The organism is Salinifilum ghardaiensis (assembly GCF_054491345.1).
In genome coordinates, this window is the sequence record NZ_CM137101.1 from 3,843,661 (window position 1) to 3,860,351 (window position 16,691).

At 73.9% G+C, this 16,691-nt stretch carries 11 protein-coding genes and 1 pseudogene; 1 reads left to right on the forward strand and 11 read right to left on the reverse strand.

Annotated elements, in window-relative coordinates; all coding sequences use genetic code 11:
* Positions 1-153 precede the first annotated feature (153 nt).
* Positions 154-1,185, reverse strand: a pseudogene (ftsZ, locus tag ACVGV0_RS17530) (cell division protein FtsZ); the annotation flags it as partial.
* Positions 1,186-1,793: 608 nt separating this feature from the next.
* Here ftsZ and ACVGV0_RS17535 point away from each other — a divergent pair.
* On the forward strand, positions 1,794-2,660 hold the full coding sequence (locus ACVGV0_RS17535) for an esterase/lipase family protein (protein ID WP_459156774.1): 867 nt from the start codon (positions 1,794-1,796) through the stop codon (positions 2,658-2,660).
* A 29-nt stretch (positions 2,661-2,689) separates the two neighbouring features.
* Here the strand turns inward: ACVGV0_RS17535 and ACVGV0_RS17540 are convergent, their stop codons facing one another.
* The 10 genes from ACVGV0_RS17540 to ACVGV0_RS17585 form a co-directional block, all read right to left on the reverse strand.
* Positions 2,690-3,898: a nitric oxide synthase oxygenase gene (locus tag ACVGV0_RS17540; protein WP_459156775.1), complete on the reverse strand. Its 1,209-nt coding sequence runs from the start codon at positions 3,896-3,898 to the stop codon at positions 2,690-2,692.
* 51 nt (positions 3,899-3,949) lie between these two features.
* Entirely contained in the window at positions 3,950-4,693 is a 744-nt protein-coding gene (locus tag ACVGV0_RS17545; RefSeq protein ID WP_459156776.1) for a cell division protein FtsQ/DivIB, read from the reverse strand.
* The gene (gene murC / locus ACVGV0_RS17550; RefSeq protein WP_459160046.1) at positions 4,690-6,084 is read right to left on the reverse strand and encodes a UDP-N-acetylmuramate--L-alanine ligase; all 1,395 of its coding nucleotides are present in this window, start codon (positions 6,082-6,084) and stop codon (positions 4,690-4,692) included. Before murC ends, ACVGV0_RS17545 begins: the two co-directional genes overlap by 4 nt.
* A 101-nt stretch (positions 6,085-6,185) precedes the next feature.
* Positions 6,186-7,316, reverse strand: coding sequence for an undecaprenyldiphospho-muramoylpentapeptide beta-N-acetylglucosaminyltransferase (gene murG / locus ACVGV0_RS17555; RefSeq protein WP_459156777.1), 1,131 nt, complete (start codon positions 7,314-7,316; stop codon positions 6,186-6,188).
* Positions 7,313-8,692, reverse strand: a complete 1,380-nt coding sequence (gene ftsW, locus ACVGV0_RS17560; RefSeq protein ID WP_459156778.1) for a putative lipid II flippase FtsW — start codon at positions 8,690-8,692, stop codon at positions 7,313-7,315. Before ftsW ends, murG begins: the two co-directional genes overlap by 4 nt.
* Positions 8,693-8,700: 8 nt before the next feature.
* Complete coding sequence (gene murD / locus ACVGV0_RS17565) at positions 8,701-10,122, reverse strand: UDP-N-acetylmuramoyl-L-alanine--D-glutamate ligase (protein ID WP_459156779.1); 1,422 nt, start codon at positions 10,120-10,122, stop codon at positions 8,701-8,703.
* A 200-nt stretch (positions 10,123-10,322) separates the two neighbouring features.
* Positions 10,323-11,405 carry a phospho-N-acetylmuramoyl-pentapeptide-transferase gene (gene mraY / locus ACVGV0_RS17570; RefSeq protein WP_459156780.1) on the reverse strand — a complete coding sequence of 361 codons (1,083 nt, stop codon included), beginning with the start codon at positions 11,403-11,405 and terminating at the stop codon, positions 10,323-10,325.
* A complete protein-coding gene (locus ACVGV0_RS17575) occupies positions 11,402-12,862 on the reverse strand; it encodes a UDP-N-acetylmuramoyl-tripeptide--D-alanyl-D-alanine ligase (protein WP_459156781.1) in 1,461 nt (486 codons plus the stop codon). Before ACVGV0_RS17575 ends, mraY begins: the two co-directional genes overlap by 4 nt.
* Positions 12,859-14,541, reverse strand: a complete 1,683-nt coding sequence (locus ACVGV0_RS17580) for a UDP-N-acetylmuramoyl-L-alanyl-D-glutamate--2,6-diaminopimelate ligase (RefSeq protein WP_459156782.1) — start codon at positions 14,539-14,541, stop codon at positions 12,859-12,861. The genes ACVGV0_RS17575 and ACVGV0_RS17580 overlap by 4 nt, the downstream gene beginning before the upstream one ends.
* 87 nt (positions 14,542-14,628) lie before the next feature.
* Positions 14,629-16,347, reverse strand: a complete 1,719-nt coding sequence (locus tag ACVGV0_RS17585) for an IlvD/Edd family dehydratase (RefSeq protein WP_459156783.1) — start codon at positions 16,345-16,347, stop codon at positions 14,629-14,631.
* Positions 16,348-16,691 lie beyond the last annotated feature (344 nt).

A 16,691-nucleotide genomic window follows, 5' to 3' on the forward strand; every position in this document is an offset into this window, starting at 1 on the left:
GGCCTGCCCCGGAGAGCTCTGCCCCGGTGCCTGCGCGGCGTCCTGCCGGGGCTGCTCCGCGGTGCTCGGCGCTGCCGGGCGGCCCTGCTCAGCCGTCGGCCCGGTGGCCGCGCTGCGGGTGGCCTCCCGCGTGACGCTGGTCTCGCCGAGGGTTTCGCCGTCGACCTGGCCCGCCTCGGCGGCCGACTCGTCCTCGTGGCCACCGACCTTGGTCGGGTCGAGCTTCTTGTGCGTCGGCGTTCCCGCGTCGAAACCGGCTGCGATGACCGTGACGCGCACCTCGTCGCCGAGGGAGTCGTCGATCACCGTGCCGAAGATGATGTTGGCCTCGGGGTGCGCCGACTCCTGCACGAGCGAAGCCGACTCGTTGATCTCGAACAGGCCCAGGTCGGAACCGCCCGATATCGCCAGCAGCACCCCGTGGGCCCCTTCCATCGAGGCCTCCAGCAGCGGTGAGTTGATGGCCTTCTGCGCCGCTTGCACCGATCTGCCCTCACCTCTGGCCGAACCGATGCCCATCAGCGCGCTGCCCGCACCGGACATCACGCTCTTCACGTCGGCGAAGTCCAGGTTGATCAGACCGGGAGTCGTGATCAGGTCGGTGATGCCCTGGACACCGGAGAGCAGGACCTCGTCGGCCTCGCGGAACGCGTCCATGAGGCTCACGCCCAGGTCGCCGAGCTGCAGCAGGCGGTCGTTCGGGATCACGATGAGCGTGTCGCACTCGTCCCGGAGCGTCTTGATGCCCTCTTCGCCCTGCGTGGCTCGCCGCTTGCCCTCGAACGAGAACGGGCGGGTCACCACGCCGATGGTCAGCGCTCCGAGCTTGCGCGCGACGGAGGCGACGACCGGCGCCCCACCGGTACCGGTGCCACCGCCCTCGCCGGCGGTGACGAAGACCATGTCGGCGCCCTTGAGGACCTCCTCGATCTCCTCGCGGTGGTCCTCCGCGGCCTTCTGCCCCACCTCGGGCGCCGCGCCGGCACCCAGGCCGCGGGTGAGCTCGCGGCCGATGTCGAGCTTGACGTCGGCGTCGGACATCAGCAGGGCCTGCGCGTCGGTGTTCACCGCGATGAACTCGACACCCTTGAGCCCGACCTCGATCATGCGGTTCACGGCATTGACGCCGCCGCCTCCGATGCCGACGACTTTGATCACCGCGAGGTAGTTGTGCGGGGGCGTCATCGGATCCGCCTTCCTGATCTTGGCTCTGTGCTCTGTACTGCGACCGCCGGAACGATCACGGTGGGGCTTCGGGCACTCGCGCGCTTCGGTGACGTCGACGACCCGCCGAGGGGTCGCCCGCGGCGTCGCCTGCGTGAACGATACCGAGCCTGCTAGCGGACCGTAGGCACGTCCTCGGCCCCGCGTCCAGCAGCCACGCCGATGGGTTCTCCCGGCGTGTCGCGCCGTTCCCGCCCTGCAGCTCCCCGCCCGGACCGCCGCCGGTCCGGGATTGCCGAACCCCCAGCGGCACACCGAACAGAACAGTTCCTCCCCTTGCAGCGTGATCACGTTCCGATCACACGAACGTGATCACACCGCACACCGTATCGCGATCATCCCAGCGCGGTGGAGCCACTCGCCACCCGAACGCGGATCGGAGCGCGGATCGGCCGGTGGTGACCGACTCGCCGGGACGTGTCGGACCCGCCAGGATCGCCCCGGTTCGCGCACGATGAGCTCCGGGCGCCGCCCGGAGCGCCGGGGGCACCGCAGCGGGAGGAACCGCGGCGGGAAGACACCGCGGCGGCGGAGATCGGACGGCCGAACACCGAGCGGGGAAGGGGAACATGGCACGGAACGGAAGGGGCCGCGCGGGTGCGCTGGCCGCGGCGGTCGTGCTCTGCCTGGGGATCTTCACCGGCAGCGCCGTGCCCGAACCAGCCCACCGGACCACGCTGCTCGTGCACGGGCACGCCGCGGACGCGGGGCTCGACTGCACCGCCGTGTGGGGGCGCGCCGAACAGCACCTCGCCGAGCACGGGCACCCGCGGGAGTCGATGCGCACGATCGGGTACTACCGCGGCGACCGGAACTGCGACACCGGCATCGCCCGCGCCACCACGAGCACGCCGATCCCGGAACTCGCCGCGCGCCTGGCGCGGCACATCCACCGCCGCTACACCAGCAACGGCGAGGCGGTGGACGTCCTGGGCCACTCGATGGGCGGCCTCCTCGCGCGGCTGGCCGTGCTCGGAACCGCCCGCGACTGGCGCGGATTCCCCGAGGGGGAACTGCGCGTGGGCAGGATCGTCGCGCTCGGCGCGCCGCACCGCGGGGTGACCGATCCGAACCGCTCCCGCGACGTGCAGTGGGAATCCATGCACGCCGGCTCCGAACTGCTGAGGAGGCTGCACGAGCCGGCCAACCTCCTGGACCGCGCGTGGGCGTCCGGCACCGACTGGACGCTCGTGGGCTCGGACTCCGACGTCAACGTCCGCGGTGGCTCCGCTGTGGACACCGGCTCCCCCGCCGACCACAAGCACCGGTACCTGGCCGGTGGCGAGGTCTCGCACACCGGCCTCATCGAGCGGTTCCCCGACTCGGGGCCGTTCCCCCTGCGCTGGTGGCACGCGGCGGAGGGCGTGCAGCACGAGACCCCGGACGGGCCGGCGCCGGTGGAGACGATCCGCCGGGCGCTGGCCAGCGGGCGGTAGGACTCGCGGTGCGCTCCCGGCGGACGCGCTCAGCGGAGGCCGTCCTCCCCCGCGCTGGAGGCCCCCGCACTGGAAGTCGCGGCGCCGGAAGTCGCGGCGCCGGCCACCTCGAACCGGGGCGGACCGCCCCGCTGCGCGCGCTGCACCGCGTCGTCGTCCTGCAGGAAGTCCGGGCGCTGCGGCTCGGTGTCGTAGTAGCGGTGGAACACCGGTGTCTGCGCACCGGACATCGGCGGCACGATCCAGCTCCAGTCCACCGGGCAGCGCCGCCCGGCGTCCTCCTCGCGCTGGAGGTGGCGCAGGAACCGGTGCGATTCGGTGTGGTGGTCGGTGATGGTCACGCCCGCGGCGCGGAAGGAGTGCAGCACGGCGCGGTTGAGCTCCACCAGCGCCCGGTCGCGCCAGAGCGTGTCGGCGTGCGAGGTGTCCAGGCCGAGCCGCTCGGCCACCACGGGGACGAGGTCGTAGCGGTCGGTGTCGGCGAGGTTCCGCGCTCCGATCTCCGTGCCCATGTACCAGCCGTTGAACGGCGCGGCCGGGTAGGACACGCCCCCGATGGTCAGCCGCATGTGACTGATCACGGGCACGGCGTGCCAGCGCAGTCCGAGCTCGGCGAACCACGGGTGGTCGGGGTGGTGCAACGGGACTTCGGTGATCGCGCTGTCCGGCAGCGCGTACATGTGCGGACCTTCGGCCGCGGTTTCCACCACGAGCGGCAGCACGTCGAAAGCGCTGGGCTCCGCCGGCGGTCGCCAGCCGTAGGCGCGCACCGCGGCGGTGAACTCGCTGTGGGCGGGATCGCCGAGCACGCCGCCGTCGTCGCGCTCGTGCCCCGCGTAGCGGATGAGCTGCTCGTTCCAGATCCGCGGGGCGGGCCGTTCGGGCGTTTCCGGTGGGAAGACGCTGATCACCGGGCGGATCTTGCCGCCGTTGGTGGCCCGGCGCAGGTGCCGCACGCACTCGCGGGCCACGTCGTCGACGCCGTGCACGTGGCGCAGGTCGCGGACGACGAGGCTCTGCCAGTAGAGCCTGCCGATGCAGCGGGCGCTGTTGCGCCAGGCCACGCGGGCGCCGAAGGTGAGCTCCTCCGGCGTGTGCCGGTACCAGCCGTCCTCCTCGACGGCGCTGCGGACCTGTGCGAGGCGGTCGCCCAGCGACAGCGGTCCGGGGCTGCGGCTCTCGGCGTAGAACAGCCGGAGGAACTCCTCGGCCTCGCCGAGATCAACCGGTTCGATCACGTCAACCCCCTCTCGCTCCACTAGGTATCACACCTTGGAGTGAAGAGAGGATCATTCGGCGATGGTCGGCAGATCCGGCGTCGCGACGTCGTACACGCGACCGGGCTGCGTCAGCAGCGGCACCAGCACCTGGGCCTTGCGCGCCGAGTCACGCGGCGCACCCCACTGCACCTCGCGGCCGTCGGCGAACCGCATCCGCAGGTCACCGGGGCTGCGCAGCACGATCCGCCGCACCTCGCCCCGCAGGTCCTGCGGCAGGGAGCGCAGCACCCCCATCACCGCGCGGGTCTTGCCCTCCCGCGCAGCGGGCAACCGCAACTCGGGCAGACCGGGCGGCGGCCGGTCCTCCCGCGCGAACCGCACCCCCTCGAGATCGACGAGGTCGACCGCCCCGCCGCGCTTCTGGTACGCCGCGGCCCGGCGCTCCCGCACGCGGATATCCACTGTGGACGGCCACTGCCGCGACACCTCGGCGCCCGCCACCCGGGACAGCCGCGCGACCTGCTGCTGCGCCCCGCTGACGTCGACCCGCGGCATGGGCGTCCCCGTGCGCACCCCGGAGGCGGCGAGCACGCGCTGCTCCGACAGCGCACGGGTGCCCGTGACGCGGATCTCGCGCACCCCCAGCACCGGGGTGAGGTACCCGACCAGGACCAGCGCGGTCACGGTGGCGAGCGCGCCGACCACGACCCAGCGCCGCCACGACGGGCCGCGCTGGGATCCTCCCCGCACCGGCCGCCCGCGCGTGGTGCGGGCGCCGGGGCGGTTCGTGCTGCGGCGGGGCGCCTCGCTCACCCGCGCTCCTCCTCGACGGCGTCCTCGTCCCCGACCCGGTCCAGTTCGGCCAGCAGCTCCGGCCCGAGCATCGTCACGTCCCCGGCGCCCATCGTGACGACGAGGTCGCCGGCCCGCACCAGCCGGGCGGTCCTGCCGGGCACGTCCGCCAGGGACGGCACGTAGTGCACGCGCTCGCGCGCCAGCGGCACCTGCTCGGCGATGAGCTCACCGCTCACCCCCGGAACCGGGTCCTCGCGGGCGCCGTAGACGTCGAGCACCACGACCTCGTCCGCCGCGCCGAGCGCTTCGGCGAACTGCTCGGCGAACGCCTGGGTGCGCGAGTACAGGTGCGGCTGGAACAGCACGACCACCCGGCCCGCCCCGGCGACCGACCGGGCCGCGGCCAGCTGCGCGGCCACCTCGGTCGGGTGGTGCGCGTAGTCGTCGAAGACCCGCACACCGCCCGCTCGCCCCTTGTACTCGAAGCGGCGCCGCACCCCGCCGAACGCGACGAGCCCGGCGCGCAACCCGTCGAGATCGGCGCCGAGCTCGAGGCCGGTCAGCAGCGCCGCCACGGCGTTGTCCGCCATGTGCCGCCCGGGCGCGGCGACCCGCACCTGCACCGGTTCCTCGGACAGCGCGGGGAGCAGCACCGTCACCACGCCGGTCCCGTCCTCGGTGCGGTAGTCCACCACCCGCGCGTCCCCGTCCCCGGAGGCGCTGCTGCCGTAGCGGCGCACCCGCAGCCCCGCGGCCTCGGCCCGGTCGGCCAGCACCGCCGCCCCCGGATCGTCCGCGCCGGCGACCAGCACCCCGCCCGGATCGATGCGCTCGAGGAACTCCCCGAACACGTCCGTGTAGGCAGCGGCCGTGCCGTGGTGGTCCAGGTGGTCCGGTTCCACGTTGGTCACCACGGCCACCGAGGGCGAGAACACGAGGAACGACCCGTCGCTCTCATCGGCCTCGGCGACGAAGATGTCCCCGCCGCCGTGGTGCGCGTTCGCCCCGGACTCGTTGAGGTCCCCGCCGATGGCGAAGGACGGGTCGAACCGGCAGTGCTGCAGCGCGATCGTGAGCATCGAGGTGGTCGAGGTCTTGCCGTGCGTGCCGGCCACGCAGGCCACGCGGTGGCCCAGCATGAGCGTCGCCAGCGCCTCCGCCCTGGCGAGCACCGGGATGCCGCGCCGGCGCGCCGCGGCGACCTCCGGGTTGTCCGCGCGGATCGCCGTCGACGTCACCACCGCCGTCGGCGGTTCCTGCGCGTCGAACTGGTCGAGGTTCTCGGCCCGGTGCTCCGCGGCGATGCGCGCCCCCTGGGTGCGCAGCGCGAGCAGCGTGCGGCTCTCCCGCGCGTCCGAACCGGACACCGCGCACCCGCGAGCGAGGGCGATGCGGGCGATGCCGCTCATCCCGGCGCCGCCGATGCCCACCAGGTGCACCCGGCGCAGCAGCTCCGCGGCCCCGTCCCGGGTCCGCGGCAGGTTCTCCGCCCCCACCGGCGTGTCAGCAGTCACCGTCCCGCCACCTCCAGCACAGTCCGCGCCAGCACCTGATCCGCCTCGCGGTGCCCGCTGCCCAGGGTGGCCCGGCTCATCGCCGCCAGCTGCTGCGGGTCCCGCACCAGCGGCAGCACCTCGTCGACCACGCGCTGCGGCGTCAGCTCCTCGTCGGGGACGAGGCGCCCGCCGCCCGCGGAGACCACCGGTTGCGCGTTGAGCGCCTGCTCGCCGTTGCCGTGCGGCAGCGGTACGAACACCGCCGGCAGCCCCACCGCGGAGACCTCGGCGACGGTCATCGCCCCGGACCGGCAGACCACGAGGTCCGCGGCGGCGTAGGCCAGGTCCATCCGCTCCAGGTACGGCACCGTGACGTACGGCGGGGCCGAGGGCACCTGCTGCACCGCGACGGTGTTCTTCGGGCCGTGCGCGTGCAGCACGCCCACCCCCGCGCGTCCCAGCGCGTCGGCCGCGCCGGAGAACGCGGTGTTCAGCGTGCGCGCGCCCTGCGAGCCGCCGAACACGAGCACCGTCGGCGCGTGCGGGTGCAGCCCGAAGTGGGCGCGGGCCTGCGCCCGCAGCTGGGCCCGGTTGACCTGGGTGATCGTCTCCCGCAGCGGGATTCCGATGACCTCCGCACCGGCCAGGCCGCTGTCCGGGGTGGCGGCGAGCACGCGCTCGGCGACGCGGGCGCCGAGCTTGTTGGACAACCCGGCGCGCGCGTTGGCCTCGTGCACGACGATCGGCAGCTTGCCCCGGGCGGCGAGGTAGGCGGGCAGCGAGACGTACCCGCCGAAGCCGACCACGACGTCGGCCTCGACGCGGGTGAGCACCTCGCGGGTGCGCCGCACGGCGTCGCGCACCTTCCACGGCAGCCGCAGCAGCTCCGGCGTGGGCCTGCGCGGCATCGGCACCGGCGGCACCAGCTCCAGCGGATAGCCGCGGGCGGGCACGAGGCGGTTCTCCAGGCCCCGCTCGGTGCCCAGCGCCGTGACGCGGGCGTCCGGCCGCTGCCGCCGCACCGCGTCGGCCAGCGCCAGCGCGGGCTCGATGTGCCCGGCAGTCCCACCGCCCGCCACGACGACGGACGGGGCCTTCCGCACCGCCGCACCCGTATCGATCCTGACCGTGTCGTCACCGGTCACCGGTGTCCTCCTCGTTTCTGTGTCCGGGTCCCGGGGCCGTTGCGCGGTCGCCGCTCGCCACCGGGCCGCGCCTTCGCACCGGAGCCGGGGCGGGCGGGGGCACCGGCGCGTCCCTGCCGCCGCCGGGCCGGCGGCCGGTACGGCTCGGGAGTCGGCAGTCGCAGCAGCTTGCCCACCCGGCCCGGTCCCAGGGACCGTAGCGCGGCGATCGCTTCCGGCTCGTTGCGGGCGAAGTTCGCCAGCAACCCGAACACGAGCATGCTCGTCACCACCGAGGAACCCCCGGAGGAGATCAGCGGCAGCGGCAGGCCGGTCACGGGCAGCAGGCCCACGACGTAGCCGATGTTGATCGCCGCCTGGCTGACGAACCACAGCGTCAGCGTCGCGGCGACCATGCGGATCCACGGGTCGGTGTTGCGCCGCGCGATGCGCATGCCCACGTAGCCGGTGGTGGCGAACAGGGCGATGACGACGGCGCAGCCGACGAAGCCGAGCTCCTCGCCGATCACCGCGAAGATGAAGTCGTTGTGCGCGTACGGCAGGTACTGCCACTTCGACCAGCCCTGGCCGAGGCCGCGGCCGACGAACCCGCCGTCGGCGAGCGCGAACAGCGCCTGCATCGACTGGTAGCCGCTGCCCGAGGGGTCCGAGGCCGGGTTGAGGAACGTGGTCAGCCGCGCGGCGCGGTAGTCCTCCAGCAGGGCCAGCACGACGGTGCCGGTGAGCCCGCCGAGCAGCGTCACGCCGAACAGCCGCAGCGGCGCGCCGGCGAACCACAGCAGCGCCAGCAGCACGACGAACAGCGTGATCGTCGAGCCCAGGTCCGGCTGCATGACCACGAGCGTGAACATCACCAGCGCCGCGGGCACCACGGGCACGAGCAGGTGGCGGTACTGGTTGAGCAGCGCCCGCTTGGTGACCAGCACGTGCGCGCCCCACAGCGCGAAGGCGATCTTGGCGAACTCCACCGGCTGGAACGACACACCGCCGACGACGAACCAGCTCTGCGCACCGTTGACGCTGGTGCCCAGCGGCGTGAGCACGAGCACCAGCAGGGCCAGGCACACCACCAGCAGCGGCAGGCTCAGCCTGCGGACGATCCGCACCGGGGTGCGCAGGGCGGCGTAGAACAGGACCAGCCCCACCGCGCAGTACAGCACCTGCTTGCCGAACATGGTGTACGACGAACCGTCCTGAGTGTACGAATCCACACTGGACGCCGAGAGCACCATCAGCAGCCCGAACACCGTCAGCAGGCCGAACACGGCCAGCAGCAGGTGGAAGGAGGCCAGCGGCCGGGTCAGCCACGCGGTCAGCGGGTTGAGCACGCCGCGCGCGGAGCGGCGGCGCTTGCTGGAGTCGGTGCCGGTGGCCACCACGGGACTCACCCGCCGTGCGCCGGCCGCGCGACCTCGTCAGGGGCACCCGCGATCGCGTGGACCGCCTCGGCGAACGCCCGGCCGCGGTGGGCGTAGTCGGTGAACATGTCCATCGACGCGGCCGCGGGTGCGAGCAGCACGACCGCCCCCGGCCGCGCGAGCTCGCTCGCCAACCGCACCGCCTGCGCCATGCCGGCTTCGCCCCCTTCTGCCACCTCGCGCACCGGTACGTCCGGCGCGTGCCGGGCGAGGGCCTCGGCGAAGCGCGCGCGGTCGCGGCCCAGCAGCACGACCGCGTCGAGCCGTTCCGCGTTCGCCGCGACGAGGTCGTCCACCTCGGCGCCCTTGAGCAGCCCGCCCGCGATCCACACTACCCGCGGGTGCGCCCGCAGCGCGGCATCCGCGGCGTGCGGGTTCGTCGCCTTGGAGTCGTCCACGTAGGACACACCCCCGGACTCGGCGACCGGAACCGAGCGGTGCGCCCCCGGGTCGAACGCGCGCAACCCGGCGCGGACGTCCGCGGGCGCGCACCCGTGGGCGCGGGCGAGCGCGGCCGCGGTCAGGGCGTTGACCACGTTGTGCGGCCCGGGCGGGTGCACATCGGCCACGTCGGCGAGCACGCTTCCGTCGCCGAAGGCGCGGTCGACGAGCAGGCCGCGCCCGTCCCGCCCGCCGGGCAGCACGCCCAGCATGCCGGGCTCCGGCTCGGACAGGGTGACCCCGGCGGCGTGCCCCCCGTCCGGGACCGGTGCCAGCTGCGACGCGCGCGCGTCGTCGGCGTTGTGCACGGACACGTCGTTGCCCCGGTAGATCCGGGCCTTCGCCGCGCCGTACTCGGCGAGCGTGCCGTGCCAGTCGAGGTGGTCCTCGGCGAGGTTGAGCACCGCGCCGACCCGCGGGGCGAGCTTCTGCGACCAGTGCAGCTGGAAGCTGGACAGTTCCACGGCCAGCACCCGGTGCTCCGAGCGCACCGCGTCGACCACGGGCAGGCCCACGTTGCCGCAGGCGACCGCGTCGACCCCCGCGGCGCGCAGGATCGCCTCCAGCATGCCGACGGTGGTGGTCTTGCCGTTGGTCCCGGTCACCGCCAGCCACGTGGCCGGCTGCGCCGACTCGCGGTCCAGCCGCCAGGCGAGCTCCACCTCGCCCCAGACGGGGACGCCGGCCTGCGCGGCCGCGTGCAGCAGCGGTGCGTCCGGGCGCCAGCCGGGGCTGGTGACCACCAGGTCGGTGCCCGCGGGCGGTTCGCCCAACCCGGGCTCCAGCCGGACGTCCTGCGCGTGCAGCGAGGCCAGCGCGGCGAGCCGCTCGCTGGACGCGTCCGTGACCGTCACCGAGGCCCCGGCCGCGACCAGCGCTTCCGCCGCGGACCTGCCGGAGATGCCCGCGCCGGCGACCACCACCCGGCTGCCGCTGAGACTCGCCACCTCGTCGCCTCCTCGTACCGTGCTCGCGCCGCAGCACGCGGCGGGGTTCGAGCGACCGCCGCGCGGTCGCCGTCCGCGGCGCCGGGAACGCCCGGCCCCCGGTGCGGCGCCGGTGCGCCGCCCGCACCGCCATGGTGCCGGGTGGATCAGCGAGCCCGGCCACCGCCCCGGCGTTCCCGCCGAGCGGGCCGCAGCCCGGGTCAGAACGTCGCGCCCGCCCCGGCCAACCAGTCGGCGTAGAACAGCCCCACGCCGAACATGCAGCTGATCGCCGCGAGGATCCAGAACCGGATGATCACCGAGGTCTCGGCCCACCCGGCGAGTTCGAAGTGGTGGTGGAACGGCGCCATGCGGAACAACCGCCTGCGTGTGGTGCGGAACACCACGATCTGCAGCACCACCGACAGGGCCTCGACGACGAACAGCCCGCCGATGATGATCATCAGCAGCTCGGTGCGGGTGACCATGGACAGCCCCGCCATGAGCCCGCCGAGGGCCAGCGAGCCGGTGTCGCCCATGAAGATCTTGGCCGGCGCCGCGTTCCACCACAGGAAGCCGACGCACGCCGCCATCGCCGCGCCCGCCACGATCGCGATGTCCAGCGGGTCGCGCACCGTGTAGCAGGCGGGCATCGGCCCGGACGGCGGCGAGCAGGAGTTGCGCAGCTGCCAGAACGAGATGAGCACGTAGGTGGCCAGCACCATCGCCGCGGTGCCGGCGGCCAGCCCGTCCATGCCGTCGGTGAAGTTCACCGCGTTCGACCAGCCGCTGATGGCCACGTAGGCGAAGATGACGAAGCCGACCGCGCCGAACGAGATCACCGCGATGTCGCGGATGAACGACAGGTGCTCCGAGGCCGGGGTCACCCCGTTGGCGTCCGGGAACCGCATCGCCAGCACCGCGAACAGCACCGCGGCCGCCAGCTGCCCGAGGAGCTTCGCCGTCTTGTTCAGCCCCAGGTTGCGGTGCTTGCGGATCTTGATGAAGTCGTCGAGGAAGCCGACCAGGCCGAGCGCGGTGGTCAGCCCCAGCACGAGCAGCGCCGTCACGCTGGGCGGCTCGATGCTCACGCTCAGGTGCGTGACGATGTAGCCGGCCCACATGGCGACGATGATCGCCATGCCGCCCATCGTGGGCGTGCCCCGCTTGGAGGAGTGCGAGGCCTGCACCTCCTCCCGGATCTCCTGCCCGAAGCCCTGCCTCGAGAACAGCCGGATCAGGTAGGGGGTGAACAGGATCGACACCACCAGCGAGACCGCGGCGGCGACCAGAATTGCCTTCACGCCGAGCCCTCCTGGTTCGCGAGCAGCGCGTCGGCGACCCGCCACAGCGCGGCGGAGTTCGACGCCTTGGTGAGCACGACGTCACCCGGGCGCAGTTCGTTGCGCAGCAGCTCGAGTGCCGCGTCGACATCCGGCACCAGTGCGGACTCCTCTCCCCAGGACCCCTCGTGGCAGGCGGCCTGGTGCATCGCCCGGGCCTGCTCGCCGACGACGACCAGGCGCTCGATGTTGAGCCGCACGGCCAACCGGCCGATCCCGTCGTGGGCCTCGGTCTCCTCCTCGCCGAGCTCGGCCAGCGGTCCGAGCACCGCCCACGACCGGCCCGGACCGTGCCGCGTCATCTCCGCGAGGGTTTTCAGCGCGGCCCGCATCGACTCCGGGTTGGCGTTGTAGGCGTCGTTGACGACGGTCACCCCGCCCGGCGTTTCGACGACCTCCATGCGCCGCGCCGACACCGGGCGCACCTCGCCGAGCCGCTGCGCGATCCACTCCGCGCTCGCACCGAGCTCGGTGGCCACCGCCGCCGCGGCGAGCGCGTTGCTCACGTGGTGCTCGCCGTGCAGCGGCAGCGCGACCGCGGCCCGGCCGTCCGGGACGACGAGCGTGAACCGCGGCCGCGCCTGCTCGTCGATGCGGACGTCCTCGGCGCGCACCCGCGCCTGCGGCGACTCGCCGAAGAGCACCACCCGCGCGGCGGTGCGCTCGGCCATCGGCGCGACCAGCGGGTCGTCGGCGTTGAGCACCGCCACGCCGTCGGCGGGCAGCGACTCGGGCAGCTCCCCCTTGGCGCGGGCCACCGCCTCCTGGGAGCCGAACTCGCCGACGTGGGCGTGACCGACGTTGAGCACCACGCCGATCTTCGGCGGCGCGACCCGCGTCAGCGCCGCGATGTGCCCCACGCCGCGCGCGGACAGCTCCAGCACCAGGTGCCGCGTGTCCTCGTCGGAGCGCAGCACGGTCCACGGGTGGCCGAGCTCGTTGTTGAACGAGCCGGGCGGGGCCACGGTCGGCCCCAGCGGTTCGGTCAGCTGGGCCACCAGGTCCTTCGTGGAGGTCTTCCCGGACGAACCGGTGAGACCGATGACCGTCAGCTCGTCGAGCCGGTCCACCACGTACCGGGCCAGCTTCGCCAGCGCGTGCAGCACGGCCGCGCCGGAACCATCGGCGTCCCCCGCCAGCGCCATCACGTCCGCGCTGCCGGACGGCACCGGCGGCACCAGCACGGCGGGAGCATCCACCGCGCGCGCGGCGAGCACCCCGGCCGCGCCGTCGGCCACCGCCCGCGCGGCGAAGTCGTGCCCGTCGACCCGTTCACCCGGCACGGCCACGAACAGGCCGCCGGGCCGGATCTCGCGGGAGTCGAATTCCACACTCGCGGTGACGGTCTCGGAACCGTCCGCGTGCACGAGCTCTCCGTCGACCGCCCGTGCGATCTCCGCGAGGCTGAGCCGGATCACCTTGCCTCCTCATCGCCCTGCCCCCGGGTGAGCAGCTCGGGGCCGTCCCCGGCGGGGTGCGGGGCCGCCGGGTCGGTGGCTCGCCGCAGCGCCGCGGCGAGCTCATCGCGGTCCGCGAACGGGTGCACCACGCCGGCCACCTCCTGCCCCGTCTCGTGTCCCTTGCCGGCGACGACCACGATGTCGCCGGCCGCGGCGCGCTCGACCGCCTCGGCGATCGCCGCGCGCCGGTCACCGATCTCCCACACTTCACCACGTTCGGCCCGCGGCACCGCGTGCGCCCCGTCGATCACCGCGCGGCGGATCGCGGCCGGGTCCTCCCCCCGGGGGTTGTCGTCGGTCACCACGAGCACATCGGCCCGCCGCGCCGCCGCCTCGCCCATCAGCGGCCGCTTCGCGGTGTCCCGGTCGCCGCCCGAGCCGAGCACGACGAGCACGCGCCCGGCCACTTGCGCCCGCGCGGCTTCGAGCACGGCGGCCACGGCACCGGGCTTGTGCGAGTAGTCCACCACCGCGGTGAAGTCCTGCCCGACCGCGACACGCTCCATCCGGCCGGGCACGTCGACCTCGGCCAGCCCGCGGGCGACCGCCTCGGACGGCACGCCGAGCGCGTCCACCACCGCCACGGCCAGCACGGCGTTGGCGATGTTGAACGTCCCCGGCAGCCGCAGGCGCACCGCCAGGGAGCGGCCCGCGCGGTGGTGCGCGGTGAAGGTCTGCTCCCCGGTGGGGTAGGCGGTCACGTCGGAGACCGACCACGTGGCCCGCGGGGCGGAGCCCTCCGGGGAGTCGGCCGTCCGGCCGTCGTCCTCCGGCCCCTCCGCGGCCCGCGCGGTGACGGTGGTGGTCTCCGGCCCGACGAGCCTGCGGCCCCAGCCGGTGTCCACCGCGACCACCTCGCGGGCGGCGCGGCCGTCGAACAGCAGCGCCTTCGCGGCGAAGTAGTCCTCCATGTCGCGGTGGAAGTCCAGGTGGTCCTGGGAGAGGTTGGTGAACGCGCCGACGGCGAAGCGCGTTCCGTCCACGCGGCCGAGCGCCAGCGCGTGGCTGGAGACCTCCATCGGCACGTGTGTCACCCCGCGTTCGACCATGACGGCGAGCAGCGCCTGCAGGTCCGGTGCTTCCGGCGTGGTCAGCGCGCTGTCCAACCGCTCGCCTGCGACCCGGGTCTCCACGGTGCCCACGAGCCCCGTGGTGTGCCCGGCCGCCCGCAGCACGGACTCCACGAGGTATGTCGTCGTGGTCTTGCCGGACGTTCCGGTGACACCGACCACGCTCAGCCGGTGCGAGGGGTCGCCGTAGACGGCGGAAGCGGCGCGTCCCAGCACGCCGCGCGGGTCCTCGTGCACCAGCAGCGCGACCTCGCCCGAGCGCACCGCGTCGCTGCCGCGGGCGCGTTCGGCGCCGGCCGGATCGGTGAGCACCGCCGCGGCGCCGGCCCGCACGGCGTCGGCGAGGAAGTCCGCCCCGTGCGCGCGGGAGCCGGGCAGGGCGGCGAAGAGATCGCCGCCCTGCACGTGCTGGGCGCGCAGGGTCGCCCCGGTGACGGCGCGCGCGGTTCCGGCCGGGCCGCCCTCGGGCGGGACGAGGCGCGCGCCGACGGTCTCGGCGAGGGCCGAGACGTCGACGGGGACGACGTGACGGGGCCTGGGCGGGGCTGTCGCGACCGGGGATGGCACGTCTGGGAAGACTACCGGTCGACCTCGGCAGCACCTGCGCAAGGTCACCGCAGAAGTCACCGGGGATCACCCGAGCGAGGTGCCGCCTCAGTGCCCGTCGCGGGGGACGTAGCTGCCGGACCCGCCGAGCAGGAAGTCCAGGTCGGCGCCGTCGGAGGCCTGCATCACGTGGTCCCAGTACAGCCGCTGGTAACCGCGGGGGTAGGGGTTCTCCGGAGCGCGCCACGCGGCCCGCCGCCGCTCGAGCTCCTCGGCGGGGACGTCGAGGTCGAGCGTGCGGCCCGGCACGTCGATGACGACCCGATCACCGGTGCGGACGAACGCCAGCGGACCGCCCGCTGCGGACTCGGGCGCGACGTGCAGGAGGACGGTGCCGTAGGCGGTCCCGCTCATGCGCCCGTCGGAGATCCGCACGATGTCGTCGAACCCGCGGTCCTGCACCTTCTTCGGCACCGGGACGTTGGCGAGCTCGGGCATGCCGGGGAATCCCTTCGGCCCGAGGTTGCGCACGACGAGCACGCTGTTCTCGTCCACGTCCAGGTCGTCGTCGCGGCAGACGGCGTAGTAGTCGTCGACGTCGTCGAAGACGAGGGCCGCGCCCTCGTGCTTCAGCAACCGCGGCGAGGCGGCGGACTGCTTGACCACCGCGCCGTCCGGGGCGAGGCTGCCGCGCAGCACGGCCGTGCCGGAGCCCTCCGGCTGGAACGGCTCGGAGCGCGAGGTGATCACCCGGCGGTCGTGGACCTCGGCGTCGGCGATGTTCTCGGCGATCGTCGCTCCGGTCACCGTGCGCGCCCCGGTGTCGAGCAGGTCCTCGATCTCCCGCATGACCGCGGGCACGCCGCCCGCGTAGCAGAAGTCCTCCATGAGGTGCTCGCCGCTGGGCATGAGGTTCACCAGGGTGGGCACCTCGCGGGCGAGGCGGTCGAAGTCGTCGACGCCGAGGTCGACGCCGACGCGGTGCGCGATGGCGATGAGGTGGATGACCGCGTTGGTGGAGCCGCCGATCGCGGCGTTGACGCGGACGGCGTTGTCGAAGGCGCTGCGGGTCAGCAGGTCGGAGGGCTTGAGGTCCTCGTCGACCGCGTCGACGATGCGCTGGCCGGTGCGCCGGGCCGTGGCGTAGCGGCGCGCGTCGACGGCGGGCCAGGCCGCGGCGCCGGGCAGCTGCATGCCGAGCGCTTCGACGATGCTCGCCATGGTCGAGGCGGTCCCCATGGTCATGCAGTGCCCGTTGGAGCGGGACATGCACCCCTCGAGGAAGTAGCACTCCTGCTGGGTGATCCGCCCGGCGATGAGGTCGTTCTCCGCCTGCCACACGGCCGTTCCGGAGCCGACCTCGCCACCGCGGTACTTGCCGTTGAGCATCGGCCCGCCGGTGAGCGCGACCGTGGGCAGGTCGACGCTGGCCGCACCCATGAGCAGCCCGGGAGTGGTCTTGTCGCAACCGGACAGCAGCACCAGACCGTCGAGCGGGTTGGCGCGGATGGTCTCCTCGGCCTGCATGGCCAGCAGGTTTCGGTAGAGCATCGCGGTGGGACGCATGAGCGTCTCGCCGAGGGCCATGTTCGGGAACTCGAGGGGGAACCCGCCGGCCTGCCACACGCCCTGCTTGACGGACTCGGCGATGCGCTGCTGGTGCGCGTTGCACGGCGCGAGTTCGGACCAGGTGGTGGCGATGCCGATGACCGGGCGGCCGTCGAAGACGTCGTCGGTGTGGCCCTGGTTCTTCAACCACGACCGCGCGTGCATCCCGGCACGTCCGAACGCGCCGAACCATTCCGCGCTGCGCCGCGAGGTGCTCATCCGTTGCCTCTCCGTTGCTTCCGGCGGACCCGTTGTGCACGGCGAGACAACCAGGAGCGCACCCGGCGCGGCAAGAGCTCGCGGCAAAAATGTTCGTGTCCTCGGATGCTGAACGCGATCACGAACAGCGAGGCGGCGGGCGGCGGGACCGCCCACCGCCTGGCCGCGCGGCAGCAGCGCCTCGAGCACGAGCTCGACGCCCCGGTGAACCAGCTGTCCACCGGGGACGGCACGCTGCTGCACCACCCGGGTCCCTTCCCCGATGCGCCGCGGAGCCGGGAACGGTGCCGGCAGCACGGGCTGCCGGATCCCGCGATGTGCCGACCTCGCTACCTCGGCGACGA